Source organism: Streptomyces sp. NPDC032721 (genome assembly GCF_055579625.1).
Genome location: NZ_JBVIMX010000009.1, coordinates 223,194 through 248,369 on the forward strand (window position 1 = coordinate 223,194; position 25,176 = coordinate 248,369).

Genomic DNA, 25,176 nt, shown 5'->3' on the forward strand with positions numbered 1-25,176 from the left:
CGTCGGGTCAGGCCACCGCCACCGCCTGAAGCGGACCCAGTGACGCCGCCCGCCTGGCCGGCAGCGCGGCCGCCGCCACGCCCACCGCGAGCGAGACCACGACGACCAGGGCGAGGGTGCCCCAGGGCAGCGAGAAGCCGTACTGGGGGATGGCCCCGTTGGCCAGCCCGCTGATCCGCCACGCCCCGAAGAGGCCACCGGTCAGGCCGAGCAGGGTGCCGAAGGCCGCGAGGGTGAGGGATTCCAGGCGGATCATGCGGCGGATGCCCGTGCGGTCCATGCCGATGGCGCGCAGGACGCCGATCTCGCGGGTGCGTTCGGCGACCGACATGGCGAGGGTGTTGATCATGCCGAGGGCCGAGATGACGACGCCGAGGGCGAGCAGACCGTAGACCATTGTCATCAACTCCCCTGCGGTGCCCGCCTGTTCGCGGACGAGCTGGGTGCGGTCCTGGACCTTCAGGAGCGGGCTGTCGCCGACCGCGGCACGCAGCTGCCGGTTCAGGGCGGCGGAGTTGGTGTGACCGTCGGTGGTCACCAGGACGCGCTGGACGGAGTCGCGGAGGAAGGCGTGCCGCTGGACGTCGGCGCGGTCGGCGAGGACGTCGCCCGCCGTGGGGTTGTCCTCGTAGACGCCGACGACGGTGTACGACCGGTCGCGCGCGTCGCCCGTGCCGGGGCCGATGCCGGCCGTGATCCTCGTACCCGTACCGAGGTGGTTCGCACGGGCCGTGCTGCGGGAGACGGCGATCCGGCCGGGGCCGAGGTCGTCGAGCGACCCGCTGGTGAAGCGGAGCTTCATGACGTCCCCCGCGGTCGCGCGGTCGACGCCCGCCACGGGCTTGGCGGAGCCGCCGAGGGTGAGGGTGGAGTCGGCGACCGCCGACGCGGTACGGACACCGGGCACGTCGGCCACGCGTCGGACGGCGGCGGAGTCGACCGCGGTGGTGGTGTTGCGGGTGCTGATGACGTAGTCGGCGGAGAGTCCGGCGGCGGCCTGCGAGTCCAGCGCCTGCGCGGAGGACTGGCCGATGACGGCGAGCCCGGTGACGAGCGCGGTGCTGATCATGAGGGAGACGGCGGTGGCGGCGGTCCGGCGCGGATCGCGCAGGGCGTTCTCCCTGGCGAGAGCGCCCACCACGCCGAACCGGGTGGTGAGCCTGCCGATCAGGCGTACCACCGGGCCCGCGAGCAGCGGCGCCAGCACGATCAGCCCGACCATGACCAGCGCGCACCCGGACATCGCGGTCCGCAGGTTCGCCTCGGACGCGTCCTCGGCCCCGCTGAGCGAGACCAGCAGCCCCGCCCCGGCGACGACGAGAGCTCCACCGGCCCCGCCCCGCACCCGGGACCCGACGGGCGAGGGCGTCTGCTCGGCGGCCGTACGCATCGCCTCGACGGGCGCGATCCGGGCCGCCCGACGGGACGGCAGCCAGGCGGCCAGCACGGTGACCCCGACCCCGACGGCGAGCGACGCGAGAACCGGCGCCGCGCCTATCACCAGCGGCCCGGTGGGCAGCGCGCCCTCGCCGGTGGCGAGGACCCGGGGCAGCAGCGTGGCGACACCGAGCCCGAGCACGAACCCGACGGCCGAGGCGACGAGACCGACCAGCGCCGCCTCGCCCAGCACGGAACGGACGACCTGGCGCCGGGTGGCCCCGATCGCACGCAGCAGCGCGATCTCGCGGGAGCGGCGGGCCACCAGCATGCTGAAGGTGTTGACGATCAGGAACGTACCGATGAAGAGCGAGACCGCGGCGAAGATCATGGGCAGCCGGGAGAAGCTCTTGGTCCTGGTGTCGATGTACACGGAACTCTGGCTCGCCATGGCGGCGGAGCTGACGACCTCGGCGCGGTCGGCGGGCACCAACTGCTCGGCGCCCCGCATGAGTTCGGCCGTGTCGGTGCCGGGGGCGGCGGCCAGGTCGATGCCGGTGTAGTGCCCCGGGGAGGCGAACAGCCGCTGCGCGGTGGCCATGTCGAAGACGGCGAGGGTGCCGCCGGAAGTGACCCGGGTGTCGCGGGTGGTGACGGTGCCCACCAGCCGCTTCTTCAGCACGGGACCGTCGACGGCGAGCGTGACGAGGTCCCCGAGGGAGTACTTCCCGGCCGTCGCGGTGCCCTGGTCCAGCACCACTTCGCCGCTGCCGCGCGGGGCCCGGCCCGAGGCGAGGGGATAGCGGCTGTCCGCGCCGCCTCCGGCAGCAGGCACGTACCCGGCGGCCAGCTTCCCCATCTGGTTGTCGGCGTGCAGCGGGGTGCCGTCCTTGGCGGCCAGGGTGACCGAACCGTCCGCCAGCGGACGGGCGTCGGCGACCCCGGGCAGGGCCGCCAGCCTGGCCACCAGCGCGTCGTCGAGCACGTCGTGCCGCGCGCCGACGGGGGCACCGGGCACGAACTTCGGCTCCACGGTCGCGGCGATACCGGCCCGGTCCGCGGTCATGGAGGCGCGGTAGGCGGCGGCCGTGGAGTCGGCGAAGACCAGGGAGCCGGAGATGAAGGCGACCCCGAGGCAGACCGCGGATACGGTCATGGCCAGTCGGGCTCGGTGCGCGAGGAGGTTGCGCAGGGTGGTTCGCAGCATGGGGTGGGTGCGCTTCCGGGAGTCGTTTCCGTACGGAACGGGAGAAGAGGAGAACGGGAGATCGGGAGAACGGGAGGGGGCGGCCAGCGGGCGTGCGTCAGACGCCGGTACGCAGCCGCTGGTCGAGGCTCTTCATCGTGTCCAGCACGCGTTCCGGGGTGGGGTGGGCCATCTCGTCGACGAGACGGCCGTCGGAGAGGAAGACCACGCGGTCCGCGTATCCGGCGGCCACCGGGTCGTGGGTGACCATGACCACGCTCTGGCCCAGCGCGCGCACCGAGTCGCGCAGGAAGCCGAGTACTTCGGCACCGGCACGCGAGTCGAGGTTGCCGGTGGGCTCGTCGGCGAACACCAGCGAGGGCCGGGACACCAGCGCACGCGCCACCGCGACGCGCTGCTGCTGCCCGCCGGAGAGCTGACTGGGCCGGTGACCGAGCCGCCCGGACAGCCCGACCATGGCCACCACCCGCTCCAGCCACTCGGGGTCGGGCCGGCGGCCGGCGATGGCGGAGGGCAGGGTGATGTTCTCCAGCGCGGTGAGGGTGGGCACCAGGTTGAACGCCTGGAAGATGAACCCGATCCGGTCGCGCCGCAGTTCGGTGAGGTGCCGGTCGTTGAGCGTGCCGAGCTCGGTGGTGCCGATCCGCACCGACCCCGAGTCGAAGGAGTCGAGCCCGGCGGCACAGTGCATGAGCGTGGACTTGCCGCAGCCGGACGGCCCCATGATCGCGGTGAACTCGCCCTCCCGGAAGGTGATGCTGACCCGGTCCAGGGCGACGACCCGGGTGTCACCGCTGCCGTAGACCTTGGTGAGGTCGGTGGTGGACGCGGCCGGATTCAGGGTGGGGGCGGGGTGCATGGGGTGCATGGGGCGACTCCTCTTCGGACCAACAGGTGCGTTCCGAAGGGTGTCCGGGGGACGTATCGGGACCGCGGCGACCGTGTATCGGTGCGCGCTCCGGTGCGCGGCAGTCGTGCGTCGACCGCTGCTTCGGCTACGTGGCCGATGCGGGCAGGCGCAGGGTGACGACGGCCCCGGTGCCGTCGCCGACGGCGTTGGCCAGGTACAACTCCGCACCGAGCAGCCGAGCTTGCCCGAGCGCGATGGTCAGCCCCAGCCCGTGCCCGGCACCCCGCGAGGCCGTACCGGTACGAAAGCGCCGCGGCCCGTCGACGAGCAGCTCCGGCGGAAAACCGGGGCCGTGGTCACGCACGACGACCGTCCGGCCGTCGACGGTGACCTGCACGGGAGCGGCCCCGTGCCGATGGGCGTTGACGACGAGGTTCCCGACGATCCGCTCAAGACGGCGGGGGTCGGTCTCGACCAGGGGGACGGTCTCGCCGTCGTCGCCGGACGCACCCTGCTCCGTCCCGAGCACAACGACCTCCGTGTCGAAGTCCAGTCCCGTCCGGGTCACCGCCTCGCGGACCACGTCGCCCAGTGGCACCCGGGCGCGGACCGGTTCCTCCGCGCCCGCGTCCAGGCGGGAGATTTCGAGCAGGTCCTCCACCAGGCCCCGCAGGTCGCGCACCCGTTCCCTGAGCAGGTCCGCCGTCTCGCCCGGGGGCAGCAGGTCCGCCGCGGCCAGCAGTCCGCCCACCGGGGTGCGCAGTTCGTGGGCCACGTCCGCCGTGAACTGCCGTTCCGCGCGCAGCTGCCGGGCGAGGGTGTCGGCCATCAGGTCGACCGTCGTGGCGATGTCCGCCACTTCGTCGCCGCCCTTGGCGGGGCCGGTCCTGGCGTCCAGGTCCCCCGACGCGATACGGGTCGCCGTCTCCGACACCCGGCGCAGCCTGCGCGCGATCAGCCCGGCCCCGTAGACCGCCACCGGCACGCCCGCCGCGAGCGAGACCAGCGAGGACACGACCATGATCACGTCGAGGCGCCGGATGCCGTGGAGGTCCGGGCCCATGTTGACCCGCATGGCCAGTACCGGGCTGCCAGGCCCGGCCACCCGCTGGGCTGCCCAGGCGCTCGGCCCCAGATTGCCCTCGACGTGCTCGTCGAACGTGGAGTGCCGCCGGCCGTCGGGCAGGTCCTTCAGCCGGGCGGGCAGCTCGGCCGGGTCGAGTTCGGCGCCGCCGGTCAGCGTGCCGGTGGCCCGGTAGGTCTCCATCGCGGAGTACACCCCGTTGAACGCCTCCCGCTCCGCCCGGCTCCGGACGTCGTCCACGGACCACAGGTGGACCAGCACACCCACCACCGCCACCACCAGACAGGCGGTGGCCCCGGCCAGCGAAGCGATCTTCCAGCGCAGACGCGGACGCGGACGCATGTGCATACGCATGCGTGACTCAGCGCCTCAGCTTGTAGCCGAAGCCGCGGACCGTCTCGATCCGGTCCCGGCCCAGCTTCTTGCGCAGCCGCTGCACGCACAGGTCCACGACCCGGCTGTCACCGTCCCACCCGTAGTCCCAGACCTCGCGCAGCAACGTGTGCCGCTCCAGTACGACGCCGGGGCGCGCGGCGAAGACGAGCAGCAGCTTCAGTTCGGTCGGGGTGAGGGCCACCGGGCTCCCGGCCAGGGTCACGTCCAGCCCACCGGTGTCGATGGTCAGGTCCCCGAAGGCGAGGAGCTCGCCGGTGGCCTCGGTCCCCGGATTTTCGTCGTACGGAGTCGGCGGCGCTCCGGCAGCCCCCGTGGGGGCGTACGTGGCGCGCCGCAGCAGGGAGCGGATGCGGGCCACCAGCACATAGGTGTCCACCGGCTTGACCACGTAGTCGTCGGCCCCCGCTTCGAGCCCGGCGACGACATCGAGCCCGTCGCCCCGGGCCGACATCATCAGTACGGGTACGAGGCTGCTCTCGCGGACCCTGCGGCACAGCCCGATCCCGTCCAGGCCGGGCAGCATCACGTCGAGGATCAATAGGTCGAAGCCGTCACCGGCCGCCGGGCCGGTACCACCCGCCGAGCCGTGATCGCGGAAGAGTTCGAGCCCGGTCAGACCGTCGGCGGCGGCCGTGACGTCATAGCCGTAACGGCCGAGCGCGACGGCGAAGGACCGGCGCATCAGGTCGTCGTCCTCCACCAGGAGCACGCGCGCGGGCTGCGCGGGGGCCGGAGGCGGGGTGGGGGAGGACACGGCGGAGGGCTCCAGGTCAGGGGCTCGGGGCGAGGGTTCGGGGAGGGGGCTCGGGGGGGGGCTTGGGGGAGGGCGGGTGCGAAGGGGAACGATACGGCAGACACCCGGCCCCACCCTGGTGGCGCGGGCCCGCCCACCCACTTTGACGGCCGGTCAAGCGCCCACTGATACACGCCGGACACATTTCCCCGCCGTGTAACGTTCACGAGCAACTGTTCGACCACGGCCGGCCACGGCTTGCCTGTTCAACCTGTCTGTTCAAGGGGACGTACCGAGACATGGACCTGCACCCTCCGCCCCTGCTGCGCCTGCACGAAGTCAGCCGCGCCTACGGAGACCGCCTGGTCCTCGACACCGTTTCGCTGAGCATCGCCCCGGGGGAGTGTGTCGCCCTCGTCGGCGAGAACGGCTCGGGGAAGTCGACGCTGCTGCGAGTGGCCGCGGGCCGCGAGAAGCCGTCCACGGGTTCCGTACTCCTCGACGGCGAGCCCTTCGACGAGGACTCGGCCGCCGCCCGTACGCGCATCGCGACGGTGATGGATGCCGGGGCGTTCTATCCGGACCTGACCGTACGAGAACACCTCATGCTGATCGCGCTCGCCCACGGTCTGGCCGACGGCGCGGACCCGGCCGTCGACGAGGTGCTGGAACAGCACCGGCTGTCCGGCCACGCGGACGTACTCCCCACAACCCTGTCCTCGGGGCAGACCCAGTCCCTGCTGCTGGCCGCCGCCTTCGTCAGGCCGCACGACCTCCTCGTGCTCGACGAGCCCGAGCAGCGCCTGGACGCCCACGGCCGCCGGGAGTTGGCCCGCCGCCTCGCCGCGCACCGCGACGCCGGAGCCGCGGTCCTCCTCGCCACGCACCATCCCGCGCTGAGCGCGATCGCGGACCGGGTGGTGGAGCTCGACGAACCCGACGAACCCGACGAACTCGACGAAGAGGTACGGACGGTGGCTGCCCCGGAAGGCGGGCGTTGAGCGCCACCGGAGCGACGCTTTCGTACCTCCGGGATGCCCGCGCCGACTTCCGGCAGGAGCGGCGCAAGAGCGTCGGCCTGACGGTCTACGTGATCGTCCTGCTGGGCGCGTGGTGGGGGATACCCGCCCTCGCCGCGCTGGCCGGAACCGGGCCGGGTGCGGGTACAGGCACGGGCGCCGGTGCCGCAGGCCAGGGCAGTGCGCTCGCCGCGCACCTGGCGACGGCGATTCCCGCCGTGACGCCCCCGTTCCTCCTGGCCGTACTCCTGCTCATGGCGCGCGGCGCGATGTGGCGGGGCCCCGTCCTGCTCGACCTGCCGACCACGGCATGGCTGCTCCCGGCACCCGTGGACCGCGCCCCCTTGCTGCGGCCGCGCCTGCGCATCTCCGGCCTGCTCGCCCTGACGGTCGGCCTGGTACTCGGCGGCGCGACGGGCTTCCTACTGCAAGGGGCACCCACCTCGGCCCCCTGGCCGCTGCTCACCGTTGCGGGCGCCTGGGCAGGAGCCGCGACCGCCGTCGCCGGGTGCGCGGTCGGCGTACTGATCGAGCGCCACGAGTCCTGGACCGCACGCCACGCCCCGAGGATCCTCGCCCTCGGCTGGGCGGCGGTGGCCGTCGGCCTGGCGGGTGCGTTTGTGTCGGTACGGGGCGGTGGCGTGGCCGGGTGGGAGCAGGCCCTGCTGTGGTCGGGCCCCTGGGGCTGGGCGGCCCAGCCCCTCGCCACGGCCGCCACCGCACTGCCCGGGGCGGCCCCCGCCACCTGGATCATCCCGGCAACCGCAACAGCCCTCACCCTCCTCGCCCTCATCCCTCTACTGCTCCTGGCCCTCCGCGAACTCCCCCACATCCCCCGCTCCGCACTCCGCCACCGTGCCGTCGTGGCGTCGGCGGTCAGCACCTCGCTCGCCCTCCTCGACCTGCGCCAGGCACGTGCGGGCGTCCCCGCGCTGCGGGAGCGCGGCTCCCGTCCCCCGGTCCTGCGCCTCCCGGTGCCCCGCAACCGCCGGCTGCTCCCGCTGTGGCGCGACGCGACCTCCCTCGCCCGCCACCCCGGACGGCTGGTCCGGGCCGCCGTATGGGCCCTGGTGGCGGTCCTCCTCACGGCCACCGCCCCCTCCCTCGGCACCTCCGCACAGCAGCTGACGGCGGTGGCCGTACTCATCGCCACGTATCTCTCCGCGGCCCAGCTCACCGAACCCGCACGCCTGGAGAGCGACGACGTCCGCCGCTCGGCCAACCTCCCCTGGCCCGCCGCCACCCTGGCCACCTGGCACGCCGCCCTCCCCGGCGCCCTCCTCCTGACGGCCCTGGCCCTGGGCACCGGGGCCTGCGCCCTCACCGGCCACTACACCCCCGCCCTGCCCGCCCTCCTCGCGTCGGTCCCCGCGATGACGGCGGCGGCACTGATCAGCTCGTACCGGGGGATCATGCCGGTCCACGTCCTCATCGGGACCCACACCGCCATGGGCAGCACGGGCCCCTGGCAAGCGGCCTTCTGGTATCTGCGCGGGCCCCTCGCCGCGCTGCTGCTGACCGCCCCCGTACTGATCACCGTCACCCACCGGCAGTCGTACGGACTGCTCCAACTGCTCTGGCAACTGCTGATCGCGGCCGCCGGCCTGTGGTGGGTACGCAGAACCGCCCGCCGCATGCTGACCGGCTGACCGGCTGACCGGCTGACCGGCTGTGTTGATCGGCTGTACGGACTGCTGGAAAAAAACTTCGGGAAATTTTCCGGGGAGCTGTCGATCCGGCCCCGCCCCCTTCGTCGTCATGTCGTAGGGCCCGCGCGGCGGACCGCCGGAGCGGGGAACATGACGGGCAACAGGACCTGACAGGAGTCGGACCATGAAGTACATGCTGCTGATCAACGCCGGAGCGATCGACGACAACGGCGGTGCGGCGGAGTGCACCGTCGAGGACTGGATGGCGTACGACAAGGAGGTCAAGGAGGCCGGGATCCTGGTCGCCGGGGAGTCGCTGGCCGACCTGGTCACCGCCACGACGGTACGGGTGGCCGAGGACGGGAAGCGGACCGTCACCGACGGGCCGTTCGCGGAGAGCCGCGAGGTGCTCGGGGGCTTCTACGTCATCGACGTACCGGATCTGGACGTCGCGCTGGACTGGGCCGCGCGGTGCCCCGGCGCGCGGGGCAGCGGGTCGGTCGTCGTGCGTCCGATCGCCGACTTCGGGGTCTGACGCGATGCGGGACGAGGGGGCCGGGGCGAGGGCCGGTGGGGGTGAAGGCGGAGGCGAAGGCGGAGGCGGAGGGGCGGCGGCCGTCCACACCTCCGTCGAGTCCGTGTTCCGCGAGGAGCGCGGCCGGCTGCTGGCCTCCCTCGTCCGCCGGTACGGCGACCTCGACCTGGCCGAGGACGTCGCCTCCGAGGCCGTCGAAGCGGCACTCCTGCACTGGCCCGTCCACGGCGTCCCCGCCAGGCCCGGCGCCTGGCTGCTGACCACCGCGCGCCGCAAGGCCGTCGACCGGCTGCGCCGGGACCGTGCGTACGCGGCCAGGCTCGCCGTCCTCCAGGTGGAGGCGGACCGCGCCGGACCCGCCCCGGCCACGGACGGCAGCGGCGGCAGCGGTCACGGTGACGGCGACGGGGGCCTGCCCGACGAGCGGCTCCAGATGTTCTTCACCTGCGCCCACCCCGCCCTCGCCGCCGAGGACCGCACGGCGCTGACCCTGCGCTGCCTCGCCGGGCTCACCACCCCCGAGGTGGCGCGGGCGTTCCTCGTCCCGAACGCGACGATGGCCCAGCGGATCGTACGGGCGAAGAAGAAGATCAGCCAGGCGCGCATCCCGTTCCGCGTGCCGGGCCCCGACGAGCTGCCGGAGCGGTTGCCCGGAGTGCTCCAGGTCGTCTACTCGGTCTTCACGGAGGGGTACGCGGCCAGCTCGGGCCCGCAGCTGCTGCGCACCGACCTGGCCGAGGAGGCCATCCGGCTGGGCCGCATCCTGCACCGGCTGATGCCCGCCGAGCGAGAGGTCACCGGCCTGCTCGCGCTGATGCTGCTCATCCACGCGCGCCGCGAGGCCCGTACCGGGGCCGACGGCGCACTCGTACTCCTCGACGACCAGGACCGGGCCCGCTGGGACCACTCGATGATCGAGGAGGGGCGCGCCCTGGTGGTCGTCGCGCTGACCGGCGGGCCGCCGGGACCGTACGGGGTGCAGGCCGCCATCGCCGCCCTGCACGACGAGGCCCCCGACCTCGCGGGCACCGACTGGCCCCAGCTCGTGGCGCTGTACGACGTGCTGCGCGCCCTCACGCCGTCGCCCGTCGTCGAGCTGAACCGGGCCGTGGCGGTGGCGATGCGCGACGGCCCGCAGGCCGGGCTGACGCTCCTCGACGCCCTCGCGGACGAACCGCGACTGCGCGGCCACCACCCGTACCAGGCCGCCAGGGGCGACCTCCTGTTCCGGCTCGGCAGGCTGCCGGAGGCCGCGACGGCGTACCGCGAGGCGCTCGGCCTGGCGGCCGCCTCGGGCACCGAACCCGAACGGGCACACCTGCGCCGCAGGCTGCGGGAGGCCACGAACGGGCTGTCCTAGGCGGACGGCTTGAGGTGGGTGCGCTGTCCGTCGTGGTCGAGGATGCAGAGGAACTCCGCCGGACCGCCGCCGTGCGCGCCGAACGCGTGCGGGATCATCGTCGAGAACTCCGCCGCCTCGCCCGTCTCGACCAGGATCGTACGGTCGCCGAGCACCAGCTCGACCGTGCCGGACAGCACGGTGAACCAGTCCTTGCCGGGATGGACGCGGAGGTCGGGATCACCGGCCCGGGGCGCCGGTTTGGTGACGCGGAGCTTGGCCACGGTGAAGCCGTTGGCGCCGCCGTCGCGGTTGAGCAGCCAGGTGGTCCGGCCCGCCTTCTCGTCGCGCTGCGGGCGGATCACCACGTCGTCGTCGGTGGCGGACTCCACCAGCTGGTCCAGGCTCGTACCGAGCGCACGGGCCAGCGGCGCCAGCTGGTCGAGGGCGATCCGCCGGTGGCCCGTCTCGATGCGGCTCAGGGTGGAGGGGCTCAGGAAACAGCGCGCGGCCAGCTCGTCGAGCGACCAGCCCTTGGCGATGCGAAGCCCCCTGAGGCGCTTGCGCACCAGGTCGTCCAAATCTCCGTCTTGCGTCATAGGCAAGAGTGTATGCGGTAGGCGCAAGGGGGTCGTACGCTCGAAGCATGGGAAATCAGCAGCACCACCACGAGGGCAACGTTCACGCAGGCCACGGCCACGAGGGTCACGGCCACGGCCACACCCACACGCACACCCACACGCACACCCACGACCACTCCTCCACCCCCGACCCCATCAGTGACGCGGCCCTCGCCGAGCTCCTGGAGCTCGATGCAGAGGTACTCAGCCCGTACCTCACCGAGCTCATGAGCTGGCTCGGCGAGCTCACCGCCGACGCACCGCCGCGTCGCATCCTCGACCTGGGTGCCGGCAGCGGCACCGGCACCCGCATGCTGCTCGCGAAGTTCACGGGCGCGGACTCGGTGGCCGTGGACCTTTCCGAGACGATGCTCGGCCTGGTCACCGAAAAAGCCCGCGAGGCCGGGATCGCGGAGGGCCGCGTACGCACCGTGCAGGCGAACCTCGACGAGGGCTGGCCGGAGGGTCTCGGCTCGTTCGACCTGATCTGGGCCTCCGCTTCCCTCCACCACATGGCGGACCCGGACCGTTCCCTCACCGAGGTGCTCGCCGCGCTCAACCCCGGCGGGCTGCTGGTCGCGGCCGAGATGGACGACACCCCGTTCCCCCGTTTCCTGCCCGACGACCTCGGCCCGGAGCTCGGCCGCCCCGGCCTGGAGGCACGGCTGAGCGGGTCGCTCAAGGAGGCCCACGCCACCGACGTGCCGCACCTCGGCGACGACTGGGGCGTACGGCTGACCAGGGCGGGCTTCAAGGCCGAGGCGGAACGACGCTTCGAGGTCGACCTGAAGGCCCCGGTCCCCGCCGTGGTCGGCACCTACGCACGGGCCACCCTCGCCCGCCTGCGCACCGGCCTGGCGGACCGCCTCGCCGCCGACGACCTGGCCGCGCTGGACGCCCTGACCGACCCCGAGGGCCCGCACGACATCCGCCGCCGCAAGGACCTCACGGTGCGCACGAGCCGCACGGTGTGGGTGGCGCGCCGCCCGTAACCGGTGATCCGTAGCCCGCACGGCGAAAGGGCCCCTGGGGGAAAGCTGCGCCCAAGGGCCCGCTGGAGGGGGAGAGGGTGGGCGGGTCACCCTGCCCGCGGGCGCGACGAGCCGACGACCTAGTCTCCTCGCCCATGACCGAACCTTCTGCCGCCCCTGCCGCCCCCGTGGCCCCCGAAGCCCCCGAAGCCCCGTACCTCCGTACGACGTCCGACGCCTACGACGCCATCGCCGTCCTCTACGCCGAGCTCACCGACAAGTCCCTGGACCCCCTCCCGCTCGACCGTGCGGTCATCGCCGCGTTCGCCGATCTCGTACGGGCCGACGGCGCGGGACCCGTCGCGGACCTGGGGTGCGGCCCCGGGTACATGACCGCGCACCTGCGGGACCTGGGGCTGGACGCCTTCGGTGTCGACCTGTCGCCGGTGATGCTCGACCTCGCCCGCCAGGCCTATCCGGAGCTGCGTTTCGAGCTCGGCTCCATCGCCGCGCTGGACCTGGCCGACGGGGCGTTGCGCGGTGCCGTGTCCTGGTACTCGGTCATCCACGCACCGCCGCAGGACGTTCCGGCGTACTTCGCCGAGTTCCGGCGCGTGCTCGCGCCCGGCGGCCACCTCCTGATCGGCTTCTTCGAGGCGGAGGGCGGCCCGGTCACGGACTTCGACCACAAGGTGACGACCGCCTACCGGTGGCCGATCGACGACCTCGCGGCACTGTCGGGCGAGACCGGATTCGTCGAGGTCGGCCGGATGCTGCGCGAGCCGATCGAGGGGGAGCGGTTCCGCAGGGGGCATCTGCTGCTGCGCGCGGCGGAGTAGGACGGTCAGCGAGCTGACTCGGGCCCGTGCCGCCGTACGAACCTGGCGCGCGCGGCCTCGTGCGCCCCGCGCAGCAGCCGCAGCACCAACTCACCGGTGTTCTCACCGGGGTTGACGACCGCGACCCACCCGGCCGTGCCGTACACCGGATGCGCCATGACACGGTCGGCGGTCGCGTGGTCGCCGGAACCGGCGTCCGACTGGGCGAGGGCGCGCGGGTCGTCCCCGGTCAGCTCGCGGAAGGTCGCGCGGTCGACCTGGATGTTCAGCCGCCAGCGGCCGGGCGGGTCGAGGTCGGAGGTGTCGTCGCCGGGGTAGTTCTTGGTGACGATCGTGGCGTACGGCTGGACGTTCTGCGGCAGCCGGCCGTCGGGGGCGTAGTAGAAGAACGCGTCTCCCCACGTCAGCTCGGGGAGGCCGTCGCCTGCTTCCGGTGTGACCACGAGGGCGCCGTCGAGCCCCCGCACCACCGCGACGACGTGTTCCATTTCCATGTCCGTGATACTCATGGTTCAAGTGTCGGCTTCAAGTGCTCGTGTGGGGTTGGGCGAAGGGTGGGCGAGGGCCGGTGAGGACCGTCGACGTCGCCGCGCGATCCGGCTACTCGGTGCAGCAGGTACGAGATCTGGAACGGCTCGGCGTCATTCCGCCCGCCCCCCGCGCGAGCAACGGCTACCGCGCGTACACCCCTCTCCACGTCCAAGCCCTGCACGCCTACCGGGGTCTGGCGGAAGCGGCGGGCCCCGTGGAGGCCCGCCGGCTCCTCACGGAGCTGAGAACGCGACCGCTCGACGAGGCCGCCACCGCGATCGACGAGCTCCACGCCCGCCTCGCCCGCGAACGGGAAGAGACCCTGCGCGCACAGCGGTCCCTGCAATCGATCCACACCGAAGCCCACACCGCCCCAGCGGCGACGCCGCCGATCACACCGCCGATCACGATGACGATCACAGAGCTCGCCACCGCGCTCGACGTACGCTCCTCCACCCTGCGCCACTGGGAGGAAGAAGGCCTGATCGTCCCGGAACGGGTCACCTCGCTCCGAGCACGCCGCTACCCGCTCCCCGCCATCGACGCGGCCCGCATCGTCGCCGCGCTCCGCAGCGCGGGCCACGGCATCCCGGCGGTAAGGGAAGTCATGGACTCGCTGCGCGACCTGCGCAACCCGGACGCGGGCCAGAAAGAAGCCCAGCACCTCCTGAGCCAACGCCTGGCCCGTATCACCGCCCGCTCGGTAGCCCTGCTGAAAGCGGGCACGGACCTGGCCGCACTGATCACCGCAACCCCCTCAACCCCAGCCCCAACCCCCGCCCCGCACCAAGGCCCCTGACCCGGCCGCGCGACCGTGCAGCCGAAAGGCAAAGGACTGACCGGCCTCCAGCGCCACGGCCTGTTCGAGGGCGACGGTCACGGTGGCCGTATGCAGCGGACGCAGTACGTCGACCCCCGGGGGCAGCGTGACGACGCCCAGTACGGCAGCGGTACGCAGGTGACAGGTGAGGCGCGTGCCGGTGCGCACCTCCGCGCCGCCGTCCTCCTCGGAGAGCAGCGCGATGTCCGCCGAGAAGGAGGCGTACGCGCTGACCGTCTCCGGTGCCGCCAGCACCTGGCCCCGCTCCACCGCCCCGTCCGCCGGACCCGGCAACCGGAGTCCCACGTTCATGCCCGTACCCGCAACGTCAATGCGTCGGTGAAGGTGTTCGATGCCGTCGACGCGGACGACCGCCCGGCCTCCGAGCCCGACGAGCTCCACCTCGTCGCCGGTACCCGCCTGCCCGCGCTCGACGCGCCCGGTCACCACGACGAACCCGTCCCGAGCCGGTCGGAAGACGTCCTCGACCGGCATCAGGAACGGTTGCGCCGGAGCACCTCCGTGTTGCTCCGGAGATTCGTGCGTGGTCAACGGTTGCCGCCGTTCGGGCCGCGGTGTCTGGTGTTGACCGCGGCGGCTCGTGCCATGGCCACGGGGTTCAGGAAGCGCATTGGGCCGATCAGGCGGGAGGCGAAGCGGTGCATGTGGCGGGCCAGGGGCTCGTCGCGGGCGGCGGCCGAGAACATCAGGCGTTCCACGGGGTTGAAGGGGCGGGACTTGGCGAAGTCGACGGCCAGTAGCTGGTGGCCGAGCAGACCGCGCTTGTGCCTGCGGGCGTATGCCGCGAGCGCCCTGTCGAGGTCGCCGCGGCCGGCTGCCGCCGGAGCGATGGCGTCCGCCAGCCACTGTGCCGTCTCCAGTGCCCACGCGCAGCCCACTCCCCACAAGGGATCGCAGGTCAGCGCCGCGTCACCGACGAGGGCCAGGCCGGGGGAGGTCGGCTTGCGGGTGTGCAGGGGGTAGTCGATGGTGCCGACGATCTTCGTGATGCGTTCGGCGGAGTCGATGGGCGGAGCCTCGGGCAGCGAGCGGACGAATTCGAGGAAGCTGCCCTCCAGGTCCTCCCGGAAGGCGGGCAGCCGCTTCTTGTCCGGGAGCACGGCCAGGACCGTCACCCCGTCGTCGTTCGGGAACGCGTACGCCATGTCGGGCTCCAGGAACCAGGTATGGCTCATTCCGTCGTACAGCGGAAGGTTGCGGTAGTACGCGAGATAGCCGAAGCGGGCGTTCTCGTACTCCCGGGTCGGCACCCCGGCCAGCTTCGCGACCGCCGAGTCCTTGCCGTCCGCGCCGATCACCAGCCGGGCCCGGAACTCGCGCTCGACACCCTGCGGCGTCGACGCGCGCAGTCCCACGACGCGTCCGCCCGCCCGGACCAGACCGGTGACGTGGTGGCCGAGGAACAGGTCCACACCCGGAGTCTCCGCCGCCCGGGACCTGATCAGCGGGTCCAGGGTGCTGCGCCGGATGTTGAACCCGTACGGCAGGGGCGGTCCCGACGGAGCGGCCCTCGGCACGATCCAGCCCCAACGGGTGTGCCAGCGCGCCGCGTTGCGTACCGCGCCCGCCTTCTCCAGGGCGGGCAGCAGGCCGAGCCGGCGCAGCACCGGGTAGGCGTTGGCGGTGAGGGAGTGCGTGCAGAGCACCTTGTACGCCTCGGGGTCGGAGCGGCGCTCCAGCAGTGCGACGCGGACACCGTGCCGGGCGAGCAGGATCGCTGCGGCGCTGCCGGCGAGGCCGGCTCCGCTGATGACCACGTCGTAGTGGTCGAGGTGGTGGTCGGGTGGGTTCCGGTGGTCCGTGCTCTTGGGCTCGGTCATCGCTGATCGCCCCCTTCGGGATGTGGTGCCGCTCGCGGGTGGTGCTGCGGTGCTACTGCTGTCAGGGGTGTCAGGAGCATGACCGGTTGTCAAGAGTCGTGGATCACGTGTCGTGTGCTCAGGTGTTCAGTGTGCGGCAGCGAGCAGGTTCCTTTCGAAACAGAGCGAGCGTTCCAGGCCTTCGTACACCCCGAAATTCGGGATCCGGCGGTATCCGGACCGCGTGTAGAAGCGCACCGCGTCCGGCTGCGAGAGGCCCGTCTCCAGGCGTACGTGAGTGTGGCCCTGCTGCCGGGCCCACTCCTCCAGCGCTTCGAGGAGCTGCCGGGCGACTCCCGAGCCGCGCTGCTCCGGCGCCACGTACATCCGCTTGAGCTCGCAGCTCCCGTCGCCCAGATCGCGCAGGCCCGCGCAGCCCACGGGGGTGCCGCCCGCGCGCGCCACCACGAACACCGCGATGTCCGCCGCCGACGGCGCCGTACCGGGCTCGCTGTCCGGTCTGCCGTACCGCTCGGCGATCTCGGCGCGCTGGCGGTCCCGCAGGGCGCGGGCGTCGGGGTCGTCCCAGGGCACTTCTTCGACGCTGAAGTCCGTGATCTTGAGGTTCATGGGGCGGATTCTGCCGCCCGGTTGTTTCCGCACGGTGAACGTGCCCGGGATCGGGCACAGGGCCGTTGCCTTGACGTCGGGGTCAACGTTTAGCGTCGTCCTCATGCGCATCGGCGAACTGGCGGAGCAGGCCGGGGTCAGCACCCGGACCCTGCGTTACTACGAGTCCCGCGGGCTGCTGCCCGCCCGGCGCGCGGTGAACGGCTACCGCGTGTACGGCGACGACGACCTGCGGCTCGTGGCACAGATCCGCACGCTCCAGGACGTCGGGTTCGGCCTGGAGGAGTCCAGGCCGTTCGTGGAGTGCTTGCAGGCGGGGCACCCGGCGGGCGACTCCTGTCCCGCCTCGCTCGATGTCTACCGGCGCAAATTGGCCGAACTCGATCGGCTGATCGGCGAACTGACGGCCGTCCGCGATCACGTGGGCGCACAGCTGGTACGCGCCGAGGCGGATCTGCCGGACGGACCGGCGCCACTGTGCGAACTCGGCAAGTGAACAGGTAAAGGGGATGGGCATGTTCAAGGCAGCAGGGGTCGACGAGGTCACCGACGCGAACTTCGCGGACGAGGTACTGAAGGCCGACCGCACGGTCCTGGTGGAGTTCGGCGCCGACTGGTGCGGGCCGTGCCGCCAACTCGCGCCCGTACTGAGCGCGGTGGCCGAGGAGGAGCGCGACCGGCTCAAGGTCGTACAGCTCGACGTGGACACCAGCCCCGGCACGGCCGCCGCGTACGGCGTGCTCGCGGCGCCCACCCTCATGGTCTTCCGGAACGGCGAGGCGGTGAAGTCGATGGTCGGCACCCGGCCCAAGCGGCGGCTGCTCCAGGAGATCGACGACCTGAGGTAGACGATCTGCGGCAGACGATCTGCGGCAGCCGTGAAGGAACTGTGCGGCCGAGGGAACCCCCTCCCGTTTCGGCACGTCATGATCAGTGCCGCTGATCAACTGATCGGTGGTCAGTGGTCAGTGACCATCAGCAGCAACTCTCCCCGGGGGACCCTCGTGCCGATCCACCACCGCCGCCGCTCCACGGCCGCCGCCTTCGCCTTCACCGCTGCCGCCGCCTCGCTCGCCGCCGTCGGCGGCCTCGTCGCCACCGCTACTCCCGCCGCCGCGATACAGGGCGGCAAGAACACCACCGTCACGGACCACCCGTACACCATGGCCATCCGGACCGCCGCCGGCGAGCACATCTGCGGCGGCACCCTCATCGCCCCGACCAAGGTGCTGACCGCCGCCCACTGCGTCGTCAAGGAGGAGGGGCGGCCCGAGCAGAGCTACGAGGTCATCGGCGGCCGCACCGATCTCCGTACCACCAAGGGCACCGTCCGCAAGGTCGCCTCGGTGAAGATCCACCCGAAGTTCGACGCGGCCAGCTACACCTTCGACGCGGCCGTCCTCACCCTGGCCAAGCCGATGCCGGCCGGGTACAAGACCCTGCCGGTCGCCGGGGCGAAGGACGCCGCGCTCTTCCAGTCCGGCAAGCCCGCCACCGCACTGGGCTGGGGCCTCACCGCGACCAACACCCCCGGCGTACGGCTGAAGGCGGCGCGCCTGGTCCTTTCGCCGCTCAAGGGCTGCGATCCGTACACCCTGCCCGGCGACTCCCCGGTCAACAAGCTCTGCACGGTCCCCGCCACCGGCACCCACGACAGCACCTGCCGGGGCGACTCGGGCGGACCGCTGATCGTGGGCGGCAAGCTGGTCGGCATCGCCTCCACGGGCAACAAGTTCTGCAACAAGGACTTCCCGACGGCCCTGTTCACCCGTACCAGCGCCATCGTGGCCGGGCTGGGCGTGCCGACCGCCTGACCGGCCGGAGGGCGGGGTGACGGGCGTCTAAGCTGGGCGGCCTACTGAGAGAACCGAGGGAAGGGAGGCGCGCGCGTGCCCGAGAAGAACATCGAGTTCGGGAAGTTCGGTGCCAGGGGCATCAAGGGCGCGGACGCCGTCGCCCGCCAGCTCGACGCGCTCGCGGGCGGCATCGCCACCCCGGTCACCGCCAAGCGAGGCCTGTTGGCGCGCCTCCACTACCTCACCCGTACCACCCACGCCCGGCAGGCGGCGCGCGACGCGGGGCTCACGGTCACCGACCGCACCCTCAAGGCCTGGCTCGACGGCAAGCGCCGCCCCACCGCCGCCAACCTCGACCGCATCGACGCCGCCTACCGCCTCGTCCGCCGCCAGAACGTCGCCAAGCACTTGCTCAAGCGCCTGTACCGGGACGGCCGGGGCACCCGCGTGGAGATCCACCCCCTCAACCAGTCCGGCGTCGACCAGCGGCTGGCCCGCGTCATCGAGCACCGCTCGCTCAACGTCCGCCGCTGGGAGCGGATCGTCGACTCCTGGGCGGCCAACGACAAGCAGGGGCTGGACGCGGCCTGGGAGGACACGATCGTCGACCTGGGCTCGCAGTGGGGACAGTACGAGTACGTCACCAACGTCGGCTTCGCCGCGTAGCGGACTTCAGGCGCGGCCGTGCGCCAGCAGGGCCGCGTGGGGCAGGATCAGCATCCCGTCCGGGTCGTCCGGATCGGTGAACTCCCCGCACAGCGCGTCGAACCGGCTCTTGATCTCGGCGACCGTGCCGGGCGTCCCGCTCGTGACGATGCGGCCGATCGTCGCCACTCCCGAGGCCGGGCCGCTCCACCACTCCTCCGGGGTCGCCCGGTGGTCCCAGCGCACGGTGGTGCAGGCGGTACGGGTGAGGCCCGCGTCGGAGAGCAGGGCGGCGAAGCCCTCCTCGGTGCGCGGGAAGTCGTCCTCGGGAGCCAGGCCGGGTATGTGGTCGGGGCGGCTGACCCCGGCCGCCCGCACGGCGCGGCCGAGGAGGGCTTGACCGGCGGCCGTGGGGGTGGCCCAGATCGTCACCGCGACGCGTCCGCCGGGGCGGGTCACCCGGCGCAATTCGGCCAGGGCGGCAGCGGGGCGGCCGACGTGGTTGAGGACGAAGTTGGCCACGACCGCGTCGAACGAGTCGTCGGGGTACGGGAGTTGGGGGAGTCCCGCCAGTTGTACGTCGGCCTGGGGCGCGGTCCGCGCCGCCAGCGCGACCATGCCGGGCTCGGGGTCGGCTGCGGTGACCTCGGCACCGCGTTCACAGGCGGCGAGGGCGGCGGTCCCGGGGCCCGTACCGACGTCGAGGAGCCGGGTTCCCGCGCGTACGTCCGCCGCGTCGAGCAGGGGGTGCACGGTGTGGGCGCAGAGCTTGGCGAAGCTGCCCGCGTAGGCCTCGGCGCGACCGGCCCAGGCGAGACGCTCCGACTCGTCGAATGCTGTGGTGGCTGTCATGCGTTCCTCTCACCTGCGTATACGTACAGAGAGAGGACGTCCGGGCGGACGCCTTCGTTCCCTGGCGGGGGGTGCGGGGGTGGGGTGCGGGAAAACCACTTGTTGCGCGCTCAGTTGTGGACGTAGCCTGGCGCCCTTGTCCGTACGAGCAGAGAAGGGAGGCCGCGATGTTCACCCCGAATCCGGCGCTCCAGGTCGCCCCCGTCGCCCCCTCCGCTCGCGCGCGGGTGTGACGGATTCCGACTGAACCACCCACTCGATCTGGTGGCGCCTCCTGCTTCATCGCCTTGGAGGCACAGTGAATTCCCGCACGACGAATTCCAGCACGACGAATTCCCGCACGGCCACGCGTACTTCGTTCCGCCCTGCCGTCGAGTCCGACCTCGACCGCATCCTTCCGCTGCTCGTGGCCGATCCGGTCACCAGCGTGACCGCCGAGACCTACCTGGCCAAGCTGACCGACGGGCAGTACCGCCCCGAGTGGACCTGGGTCGCCGAAGCTGACGCATCGCATGACGCGCAGGCTGGTGCTCCGCTGCTCGCGGTGGCCGTCTGGTGGGGGCCGCCCGCGTACACCACGCCCGGTGCCCTGGACGCCGTGTACGTCAATGCGGAACTCGTCCCGGACGCCCGTCAACGCAACCTCCTCGCCACCGAGTTGCTCACCGCCGCCCATGCGGCGTACGAGCGGGCGGGGGCCTCGGAGCGCCCCGCGTTCCACATCTTCCTGCCCGGGGACTTCCGGGAGCGGCCCGAGGTGGTCGAGGCACTTGCCTGGCGGCAAGAGGTGGCCAGGGCGGCGGGGCTGGCGGGGAACGTGGAGCGGCTGCGTTACGAGTGGACGCCCAAGGACGGGCTTCGGGCTCCGGCCACGCAGCGGCTGACCTTCACCCCGGAGCCCGACGACGAGGTGTTCGTCGGGCTGCTCCGGCGGGTGCTGGAGAACACCCTCGACGCGACCACCCGTATGGGGGCCGACCAGCACGGGACCGAGACGCAGGCGCGCAACGACGTGGCGTTCTACCGCGACGACATGGCCGGCGAACGGTCCTGGTGGCGGGTGGCCCGCGACGCCTCGGGCGAGGCGGTCGGCTTCGGCATCCCGTCGCGCAACCTCGCGGGGCCCGTGGTCGGCTACCTCGGCGTCATGCCCGAGCACCGGGGCCGTGGCTACGTCGACGAGATCCTCGCCGAGATCACCAGGTTCCTGGCCGAGGAGACCGACCTCGAACCCGCCCGGATCCGCGCCGACACGGACCTGGCGAACCGCCCGACGGCCGCCGCTTTCGTACGCGCCGGATACCGCAACAACAGCCGCCGACTGGTGCTGATGGAGCAGCGGGAGCAGGGAGAGCAGGGCGCCTAGGGCTCGTCCGTGGCCGGGGCGCCTGCTGACTACGCCTGACTCCCCCGCAGGTGCGTGAGCAGGCCGTCGAGCGCCTTGTGCAGGGCCGCGTCATTGGCCGGGTCGAACCAGGTGGTGCGGATGCGTTCGTTGTTGCCGTTCGGGGTCTCGTGGTCGGCGGCCAGCTGCCGCAGCGAGCGCGACCCGTCGTCCAGGGCGTGGCCGACGCCCTGGAAGAGGCCGCGGACGTAGCGGTCGGCGTCGGTGGGGTCGATGCCCTGGTCGGCGGCCCACGAGGTGAGCGTGGCGAGGTACGAGTAGTGGGCGGTCAGCGTTCCCGTCAGGGCGGAGTAGATGTCGAAGTCCCGTTCGTCAGCGACGGGCTGGGCTCCGCCGAGCCGGTCGAAAAGGGCGTCCGTCACCGGGTGGGCGGGGTACGTGACCGTGACGGAGCGGCGTTCCCGTACGGAGGGCAGCGGGATCGCCCGTACCAACTCGGCGTCGGTGGCCAGGAGTTGGCGCAGGTCGTCGTTGGCGACCCCGGACATCACATTGACCACGAGCTTGTCGCCGCCCACCGCCAGCCCGGCCAGCGCCTCGTGCCGGTCGGCGCCGCGTACGGCGATGACGATGACGTCGGAGCGGTCGACGACGTCCTGGTTGTCGGTACAGACGTGGACGTGCGGGTAGCGCGAGGACAGCTCGGCGGCGGTGCGGGCGCCCCGCGGCGAGAGGAATATCTCGTCACGCGCTCCGGGGTGACCGTCGCCACCGTCCTCGCCACCCCCTTCGGACAGCCCCGTCACGAGGGCCCGGCCGATCTCGCCCACTCCGATGATGCCGATGCGCTTCACTGTGCGGTCCTCCGTGCGGTGCGTGTGGCTGACGGTGCGTCGAGTGGACCACAGGGCGTACGGGCAATGCCATGGTCAAGGCCCCGTACCCGCAAGCGGCCGGTCTCCCGCTCCATGCCATCCTGGGACGTCACAGCACGCCGGACGACAAAGAGAACGGCGGGAACGTCCGGGGTACGGGGTACGGAGTGGGTGCGCGGTGCAGGCTGCGGGACGAACGATGAACCTCTGCTTTCTGGTGGAGGAGCGCTACCGGCACGACGGCATGCCCCTCGAAGTCATCGGCCGGTTGACCGCCTGGGGACACCGGGTCGACGTACTGCGCCCCGGAGGCTCCCTCCTGCACATGACCGACACCCTGACCGAAACGCTCCGGGCGGGCGACCACGACGCCTGGGTCCTCAAGACGGTCTCCGGCGGCCCCGGCCTCACCCTCCTGGAAGCCGCCGCCGAGTCCGGGGCGACGACAGTCAATGACGCCCGAGCGATACGCCGCGTACGCGACAAGGCCCTGGCCGCCGCGATAGCCGCACAGCACGGTCTCCCCGTCCCGCCCACCTACGCGGCCGCCGCACCCCAACTCCTCGCGGAGATACCGGAGTCGGCGTACCCCCTGGTCGTCAAGCCCGCCGACGGCAGCGCGGGCCGCGCCGTCCGCCTCGTCGCCTCTCCGGCCGCACTGACCGCGCTGCTTCCCGTACTGGCCGGCGAGGGAATGCTGATAGCCCAGCCGTACGTCCCCAACTCGGGCACCGACCTGAAGGTGTACGGCGTCGGCGGCCGGCTCTACGCCACCGAACGGCGCTCCCCCCTGCACCCCGCGCACCCGGTCGCGGAACGCCGGGTGCCGCTGCCCGCCGAGGTCGCCGCACTGGTCGCCCGGATCGGGGCGGTGTACGGGCTGGACCTGTACGGCGTGGACGTACTGATCGGCCCGGACGGACCGGTCGTCGTGGACGTGAACGACTTCCCCAGCTTCCGCCGGGTCCCGGACGCGGCGGCCCGGGTGGCACGCGCGGTGCTGAACCTGGCGAGGTACGGCTCGGAGCACGTGCCGTACCCGCTCCGGACCCTCCCCCCGGCCTCCGTACCGGCCCGGGTGGCGGCCGTGGCGGGCGAAAGCGCGTGAGGACCGTGAGGACCGTGAGGACAAGGATCGGGCTGATCACCCCAGCCCCCGACCACCCGCTCCTCGCCGCGACCAAGGCCCTCCTGCTGCCCGACCACGAGGTGTCGGTGCTGGACCCGACGACGATCCCGCCGTACGAGGCCCACAGCCTCCCCCTCGCCGACGTCTACCTCCTCAAGTCCCGCACCCCCCAAGCCCTCGCCCTCGCCCACGACCTGGAACGGCGCGGCGCCCGAGTGATCAACGGACCAGCCGCCACCGCCCTCCTCCAGGACCGCACAGCCATGGCCGAACGGGCCCACCACGCCGGACTCCCCTTCGCCCCCACCCGCACGTACCCCTCCCTCACCGAACTGGCCGCCGGACCCCCGCTCCGGGGCCCCGTGGTCGTCAAGAGCCGCCGCAGCGCCAAGGCCGATCTGGTGGCCCGCGTGGACGACGACGCACAGCTGAAGGAACTGGCGGCCACCCGCCCCGACGCACACGAGCCCGTGGTGGTCCAGGACTTCGCACCGAACGACGGCTGGGACCACAAGACCTGGGCGATCGACCACCATCTCTTCGCCGCCCTGCGCCGCTCGGAACTGGCGGAGGACGCAAGCCGGGAGCAGCGAACGCTACCGCTGGGAGGGGATCAACTGCCCGCCGAATGGGCTGAGTTGGTACGGAAGGTGGGAGAGGTCTTCGACCTGGAGGTCTACGGGGTCGACTTCGTCACGCCCGAAACCGAGGGCCCTGGCGGCCCCGGCCACCCCCTGATCGTCGACATCAACGCCTTCCCCGGCATCCGCGACCAGCCCGGCGCCCCGGAGGCACTGGCGGCGCTGGTGCTCAAGGGCGGAGTACGCGAATAGTACGTGTGGCGTACTACGCACTGTGTAGTATCTGCGGCAGTCATCGTTCGCCACACGAGGAGCCGCCGTGCAGACCAACGCGCAGACTGCCGGGCAGACTGCCGGGCAGACCAATGACGCCCAGACCCTCGTTCTGTGGGCACTCGCCGACGGACCCCTGCACGGCTACGCGGTCAACGCCGCCATCGAGCAGGTCACCGGGCGCCGCCTCGGGGCCGGCAGCCTCTACGGGGCACTCGCGCGGCTGGAGGCGAAGCGGCTGGTGGAGCCGGTGGAGGGGGAGGGGCGTCGGCGGCCGGTGCGGCTCACGCGTGAGGGGCGCGAGTTGCTGGAGAGCAAGGCGCGGACCATGGCGCGGGTCTCGGAGCGGGTGGTGTTCGAGACGGCGGTGCCCGACCCCGTCGACTACCTCGACAGGCTGGCCGCGACAGACGAGGCCCATGCGTACAAGCGCGTCATGCTCGACGCGCTGGACGTCGGCGCGGGGCACACCGCACTCGACCTGGGCTGCGGCTCGGGCTCCGACCTCGGTGCGCTCGCCGGGGCGGTCGGGCCCGGCGGGCGGGTGATCGGGATCGAGTCCGCGGCGGAGATGGCGGGGCGGGCGCGCGAGCGGACGAAGGGGATGCCGCAGGTCGACGTACGCCTGGGGGACGTGCACGCGCTGCCGTTGGAGGACGGCAGCATCGACCGGGCCCGGACCGACCGCGGGCTCCAGCATGTGACGGACCCGGCGCGGGTGTTGGCGGAAGCGCGCCGCGTACTGCGTCCCGGCGGCCGGCTCGTCATGGGCGAGCCCGACTGGGACTCGCTGGCCATCGACCACCCGGACCTCGTACTCTCCCGCGCGTACACCCGCCACCTCACGGACAAGGTCGTGCACAACGGCGTCATCGGCCGCCAACTGCCCCGCCTGGCCCTGGCAGCGGGCTTCGAGGTGCCGGCCGTCGTCCCGGTCACCTCGGTGTTCCGCGACGCGGAGGCAGCCGACCGCATTCTGGGGCTGAAGCGGAACACCGAGCGGGCGGTGGCGGCCGGACATCTCACCGCCGGGGCGGCGCAGGAGTGGCTCGGCCACCTCGAAGCGGGGCCGTTCTTCGCTTCGGTGACGTTGTACGTGGTCGTGGCGGAGGTCGCGGAGGCAGCGGCAGTGACGTCGTAGCCACGTGCCGGCGTCAAGAGGTCGACAAGGATGTCCCCTTCGGCGCGAAGAACGCGCAAGGATGGTGCGGAAGCTGTCCTGAGCTGGCACAACCTGAGCGGACCTGCGCGAGAAGGAGT

General features: G+C 72.5%; 26 protein-coding genes. 15 read left to right on the forward strand and 11 right to left on the reverse strand.

The features are described 5' to 3' along the window. Positions 1 to 7 precede the first annotated feature (7 nt). The 4 genes from ACZ5PB_RS20545 to ACZ5PB_RS20560 all read right to left on the reverse strand — a co-directional run bounded on the left by ACZ5PB_RS20545 (position 8) and on the right by ACZ5PB_RS20560 (position 5,596). Positions 8 to 2,584, reverse strand: a complete 2,577-nt coding sequence (locus tag ACZ5PB_RS20545; protein WP_468693025.1) for an ABC transporter permease — start codon at positions 2,582 to 2,584, stop codon at positions 8 to 10. A 97-nt stretch (positions 2,585 to 2,681) separates the two neighbouring features. Next, complete coding sequence (locus ACZ5PB_RS20550; protein WP_468693263.1) at positions 2,682 to 3,443, reverse strand: ABC transporter ATP-binding protein; 762 nt, start codon at positions 3,441 to 3,443, stop codon at positions 2,682 to 2,684. A 136-nt stretch (positions 3,444 to 3,579) separates the two neighbouring features. Then, a complete protein-coding gene (locus ACZ5PB_RS20555; protein ID WP_468693027.1) occupies positions 3,580 to 4,872 on the reverse strand; it encodes an ATP-binding protein in 1,293 nt (430 codons plus the stop codon). A 7-nt stretch (positions 4,873 to 4,879) separates the two neighbouring features. Further along, positions 4,880 to 5,596 (reverse strand): response regulator transcription factor, encoded by a 717-nt coding sequence (locus tag ACZ5PB_RS20560; RefSeq protein WP_468693264.1) that lies wholly within the window; start codon positions 5,594 to 5,596, stop codon positions 4,880 to 4,882. A 350-nt stretch (positions 5,597 to 5,946) separates the two neighbouring features. Between ACZ5PB_RS20560 and ACZ5PB_RS20565 the strand changes: the two genes are divergently transcribed. The 4 genes from ACZ5PB_RS20565 (at position 5,947) to ACZ5PB_RS20580 (ending at position 10,210) form a co-directional block, all read left to right on the forward strand. After that, on the forward strand, positions 5,947 to 6,648 hold the full coding sequence (locus ACZ5PB_RS20565) for an ABC transporter ATP-binding protein (protein ID WP_468693029.1): 702 nt from the start codon (positions 5,947 to 5,949) through the stop codon (positions 6,646 to 6,648). Beyond that, positions 6,645 to 8,315, forward strand: a complete 1,671-nt coding sequence (locus ACZ5PB_RS20570) for a DUF6297 family protein (RefSeq protein ID WP_468693031.1) — start codon at positions 6,645 to 6,647, stop codon at positions 8,313 to 8,315. The genes ACZ5PB_RS20565 and ACZ5PB_RS20570 overlap by 4 nt, the downstream gene beginning before the upstream one ends. A 184-nt stretch (positions 8,316 to 8,499) precedes the next feature. Continuing rightward, positions 8,500 to 8,850 carry a YciI family protein gene (locus ACZ5PB_RS20575; RefSeq protein ID WP_468693034.1) on the forward strand — a complete coding sequence of 117 codons (351 nt, stop codon included), beginning with the start codon at positions 8,500 to 8,502 and terminating at the stop codon, positions 8,848 to 8,850. Positions 8,851 to 8,854: 4 nt separating this feature from the next. Continuing rightward, positions 8,855 to 10,210, forward strand: coding sequence for an RNA polymerase sigma factor (locus ACZ5PB_RS20580; RefSeq protein WP_468693037.1), 1,356 nt, complete (start codon positions 8,855 to 8,857; stop codon positions 10,208 to 10,210). Here the strand turns inward: ACZ5PB_RS20580 and ACZ5PB_RS20585 are convergent. Further along, complete coding sequence (locus ACZ5PB_RS20585; RefSeq protein ID WP_468693038.1) at positions 10,207 to 10,788, reverse strand: helix-turn-helix domain-containing protein; 582 nt, start codon at positions 10,786 to 10,788, stop codon at positions 10,207 to 10,209. The genes ACZ5PB_RS20580 and ACZ5PB_RS20585 overlap by 4 nt on opposite strands. Positions 10,789 to 10,835: 47 nt before the next feature. Between ACZ5PB_RS20585 and ACZ5PB_RS20590 the strand changes: the two genes are divergently transcribed. Both ACZ5PB_RS20590 and ACZ5PB_RS20595 read left to right on the forward strand, forming a co-directional pair. Further along, a complete protein-coding gene (locus ACZ5PB_RS20590; RefSeq protein ID WP_468693040.1) occupies positions 10,836 to 11,801 on the forward strand; it encodes a methyltransferase domain-containing protein in 966 nt (321 codons plus the stop codon). A gap of 134 nt (positions 11,802 to 11,935) precedes the next feature. Continuing rightward, positions 11,936 to 12,619: a class I SAM-dependent methyltransferase gene (locus ACZ5PB_RS20595; RefSeq protein ID WP_468693042.1), complete on the forward strand. Its 684-nt coding sequence runs from the start codon at positions 11,936 to 11,938 to the stop codon at positions 12,617 to 12,619. Positions 12,620 to 12,624: 5 nt separating this feature from the next. Here the strand turns inward: ACZ5PB_RS20595 and ACZ5PB_RS20600 are convergent, their stop codons facing one another. Beyond that, on the reverse strand, positions 12,625 to 13,107 hold the full coding sequence (locus ACZ5PB_RS20600) for a DUF6194 family protein (protein ID WP_468693265.1): 483 nt from the start codon (positions 13,105 to 13,107) through the stop codon (positions 12,625 to 12,627). Between the two features lie 80 nt (positions 13,108 to 13,187). Here ACZ5PB_RS20600 and ACZ5PB_RS20605 point away from each other — a divergent pair, with 80 nt between their 5' ends. Beyond that, positions 13,188 to 13,949: a MerR family transcriptional regulator gene (locus ACZ5PB_RS20605; RefSeq protein WP_468693044.1), complete on the forward strand. Its 762-nt coding sequence runs from the start codon at positions 13,188 to 13,190 to the stop codon at positions 13,947 to 13,949. Here the strand turns inward: ACZ5PB_RS20605 and ACZ5PB_RS20610 are convergent. From ACZ5PB_RS20610 to ACZ5PB_RS20620, 3 genes are all read right to left on the reverse strand, one after another. Further along, positions 13,908 to 14,465: an EF-Tu/IF-2/RF-3 family GTPase gene (locus tag ACZ5PB_RS20610; RefSeq protein WP_468693046.1), complete on the reverse strand. Its 558-nt coding sequence runs from the start codon at positions 14,463 to 14,465 to the stop codon at positions 13,908 to 13,910. The genes ACZ5PB_RS20605 and ACZ5PB_RS20610 overlap by 42 nt on opposite strands. Before the next feature lie 53 nt (positions 14,466 to 14,518). Further along, complete coding sequence (locus ACZ5PB_RS20615; RefSeq protein WP_468693048.1) at positions 14,519 to 15,811, reverse strand: NAD(P)/FAD-dependent oxidoreductase; 1,293 nt, start codon at positions 15,809 to 15,811, stop codon at positions 14,519 to 14,521. 126 nt (positions 15,812 to 15,937) lie between these two features. Continuing rightward, positions 15,938 to 16,420 (reverse strand): GNAT family N-acetyltransferase, encoded by a 483-nt coding sequence (locus tag ACZ5PB_RS20620; RefSeq protein ID WP_468693050.1) that lies wholly within the window; start codon positions 16,418 to 16,420, stop codon positions 15,938 to 15,940. Between the two features lie 103 nt (positions 16,421 to 16,523). Between ACZ5PB_RS20620 and ACZ5PB_RS20625 the strand changes: the two genes are divergently transcribed. The 4 genes from ACZ5PB_RS20625 to ACZ5PB_RS20640 all read left to right on the forward strand — a co-directional run bounded on the left by ACZ5PB_RS20625 (position 16,524) and on the right by ACZ5PB_RS20640 (position 18,882). After that, on the forward strand, positions 16,524 to 16,916 hold the full coding sequence (locus ACZ5PB_RS20625; protein ID WP_468693052.1) for a MerR family transcriptional regulator: 393 nt from the start codon (positions 16,524 to 16,526) through the stop codon (positions 16,914 to 16,916). A 19-nt stretch (positions 16,917 to 16,935) separates the two neighbouring features. Then, positions 16,936 to 17,268: a thioredoxin gene (gene trxA, locus ACZ5PB_RS20630; protein WP_468693054.1), complete on the forward strand. Its 333-nt coding sequence runs from the start codon at positions 16,936 to 16,938 to the stop codon at positions 17,266 to 17,268. 120 nt (positions 17,269 to 17,388) lie between these two features. Further along, complete coding sequence (locus ACZ5PB_RS20635; protein ID WP_468693056.1) at positions 17,389 to 18,234, forward strand: S1 family peptidase; 846 nt, start codon at positions 17,389 to 17,391, stop codon at positions 18,232 to 18,234. Positions 18,235 to 18,309: 75 nt separating this feature from the next. Then, complete coding sequence (locus ACZ5PB_RS20640; protein ID WP_468693057.1) at positions 18,310 to 18,882, forward strand: transcriptional regulator; 573 nt, start codon at positions 18,310 to 18,312, stop codon at positions 18,880 to 18,882. A gap of 6 nt (positions 18,883 to 18,888) precedes the next feature. On the opposite strand, the gene ACZ5PB_RS20645 is transcribed toward ACZ5PB_RS20640, so the two are convergent. After that, positions 18,889 to 19,713, reverse strand: coding sequence for a class I SAM-dependent methyltransferase (locus tag ACZ5PB_RS20645; RefSeq protein WP_468693059.1), 825 nt, complete (start codon positions 19,711 to 19,713; stop codon positions 18,889 to 18,891). A gap of 298 nt (positions 19,714 to 20,011) precedes the next feature. On the opposite strand from ACZ5PB_RS20645, the gene ACZ5PB_RS20650 reads away from it, so the two are divergent. After that, on the forward strand, positions 20,012 to 21,079 hold the full coding sequence (locus ACZ5PB_RS20650) for a GNAT family N-acetyltransferase (protein WP_468693061.1): 1,068 nt from the start codon (positions 20,012 to 20,014) through the stop codon (positions 21,077 to 21,079). A gap of 29 nt (positions 21,080 to 21,108) precedes the next feature. Here the strand turns inward: ACZ5PB_RS20650 and ACZ5PB_RS20655 are convergent, their stop codons facing one another. Next, a complete protein-coding gene (locus tag ACZ5PB_RS20655) occupies positions 21,109 to 21,912 on the reverse strand; it encodes an NAD(P)-binding domain-containing protein (RefSeq protein ID WP_468693062.1) in 804 nt (267 codons plus the stop codon). A 220-nt stretch (positions 21,913 to 22,132) separates the two neighbouring features. On the opposite strand from ACZ5PB_RS20655, the gene ACZ5PB_RS20660 reads away from it, so the two are divergent. The 3 genes from ACZ5PB_RS20660 (at position 22,133) to ACZ5PB_RS20670 (ending at position 25,057) form a co-directional block, all read left to right on the forward strand. Then, on the forward strand, positions 22,133 to 23,041 hold the full coding sequence (locus ACZ5PB_RS20660; RefSeq protein WP_468693064.1) for an ATP-grasp domain-containing protein: 909 nt from the start codon (positions 22,133 to 22,135) through the stop codon (positions 23,039 to 23,041). 14 nt (positions 23,042 to 23,055) lie between these two features. Then, the gene (locus ACZ5PB_RS20665; protein WP_468693066.1) at positions 23,056 to 23,895 is read left to right on the forward strand and encodes an ATP-grasp domain-containing protein; all 840 of its coding nucleotides are present in this window, start codon (positions 23,056 to 23,058) and stop codon (positions 23,893 to 23,895) included. Positions 23,896 to 23,962: 67 nt separating this feature from the next. Then, positions 23,963 to 25,057: a methyltransferase domain-containing protein gene (locus tag ACZ5PB_RS20670; protein WP_468693068.1), complete on the forward strand. Its 1,095-nt coding sequence runs from the start codon at positions 23,963 to 23,965 to the stop codon at positions 25,055 to 25,057. The last annotated feature ends 119 nt before the right edge of the window (positions 25,058 to 25,176 follow it).

What these genes read in the sequence shown, in the direction of transcription:
- ACZ5PB_RS20550 (WP_468693263.1), bottom strand. Translation starts at nt 3,443, where the DNA reads ATGCACCCCGCCCCCACCCTGAATCCGGCCGCGTCCACCACCGACCTC.
- ACZ5PB_RS20615 (WP_468693048.1), bottom strand. Translation starts at nt 15,811, where the DNA reads ATGACCGAGCCCAAGAGCACGGACCACCGGAACCCACCCGACCACCAC.
- ACZ5PB_RS20555 (WP_468693027.1), bottom strand. Translation starts at nt 4,872, where the DNA reads ATGCGTATGCACATGCGTCCGCGTCCGCGTCTGCGCTGGAAGATCGCT.
- ACZ5PB_RS20560 (WP_468693264.1), bottom strand. Translation starts at nt 5,596, where the DNA reads ATGCGCCGGTCCTTCGCCGTCGCGCTCGGCCGTTACGGCTATGACGTC.
- trxA (WP_468693054.1), top strand. Translation starts at nt 16,936, where the DNA reads ATGTTCAAGGCAGCAGGGGTCGACGAGGTCACCGACGCGAACTTCGCG.
- ACZ5PB_RS20660 (WP_468693064.1), top strand. Translation starts at nt 22,133, where the DNA reads ATGAACCTCTGCTTTCTGGTGGAGGAGCGCTACCGGCACGACGGCATG.
- ACZ5PB_RS20590 (WP_468693040.1), top strand. Translation starts at nt 10,836, where the DNA reads ATGGGAAATCAGCAGCACCACCACGAGGGCAACGTTCACGCAGGCCAC.
- ACZ5PB_RS20545 (WP_468693025.1), bottom strand. Translation starts at nt 2,584, where the DNA reads ATGCTGCGAACCACCCTGCGCAACCTCCTCGCGCACCGAGCCCGACTG.
- ACZ5PB_RS20580 (WP_468693037.1), top strand. Translation starts at nt 8,855, where the DNA reads ATGCGGGACGAGGGGGCCGGGGCGAGGGCCGGTGGGGGTGAAGGCGGA.
- ACZ5PB_RS20565 (WP_468693029.1), top strand. Translation starts at nt 5,947, where the DNA reads ATGGACCTGCACCCTCCGCCCCTGCTGCGCCTGCACGAAGTCAGCCGC.
- ACZ5PB_RS20625 (WP_468693052.1), top strand. Translation starts at nt 16,524, where the DNA reads ATGCGCATCGGCGAACTGGCGGAGCAGGCCGGGGTCAGCACCCGGACC.
- ACZ5PB_RS20595 (WP_468693042.1), top strand. Translation starts at nt 11,936, where the DNA reads ATGACCGAACCTTCTGCCGCCCCTGCCGCCCCCGTGGCCCCCGAAGCC.
- ACZ5PB_RS20600 (WP_468693265.1), bottom strand. Translation starts at nt 13,107, where the DNA reads ATGGAACACGTCGTCGCGGTGGTGCGGGGGCTCGACGGCGCCCTCGTG.
- ACZ5PB_RS20620 (WP_468693050.1), bottom strand. Translation starts at nt 16,420, where the DNA reads ATGAACCTCAAGATCACGGACTTCAGCGTCGAAGAAGTGCCCTGGGAC.
- ACZ5PB_RS20610 (WP_468693046.1), bottom strand. Translation starts at nt 14,465, where the DNA reads ATGCCGGTCGAGGACGTCTTCCGACCGGCTCGGGACGGGTTCGTCGTG.
- ACZ5PB_RS20585 (WP_468693038.1), bottom strand. Translation starts at nt 10,788, where the DNA reads ATGACGCAAGACGGAGATTTGGACGACCTGGTGCGCAAGCGCCTCAGG.
- ACZ5PB_RS20575 (WP_468693034.1), top strand. Translation starts at nt 8,500, where the DNA reads ATGAAGTACATGCTGCTGATCAACGCCGGAGCGATCGACGACAACGGC.
- ACZ5PB_RS20645 (WP_468693059.1), bottom strand. Translation starts at nt 19,713, where the DNA reads ATGACAGCCACCACAGCATTCGACGAGTCGGAGCGTCTCGCCTGGGCC.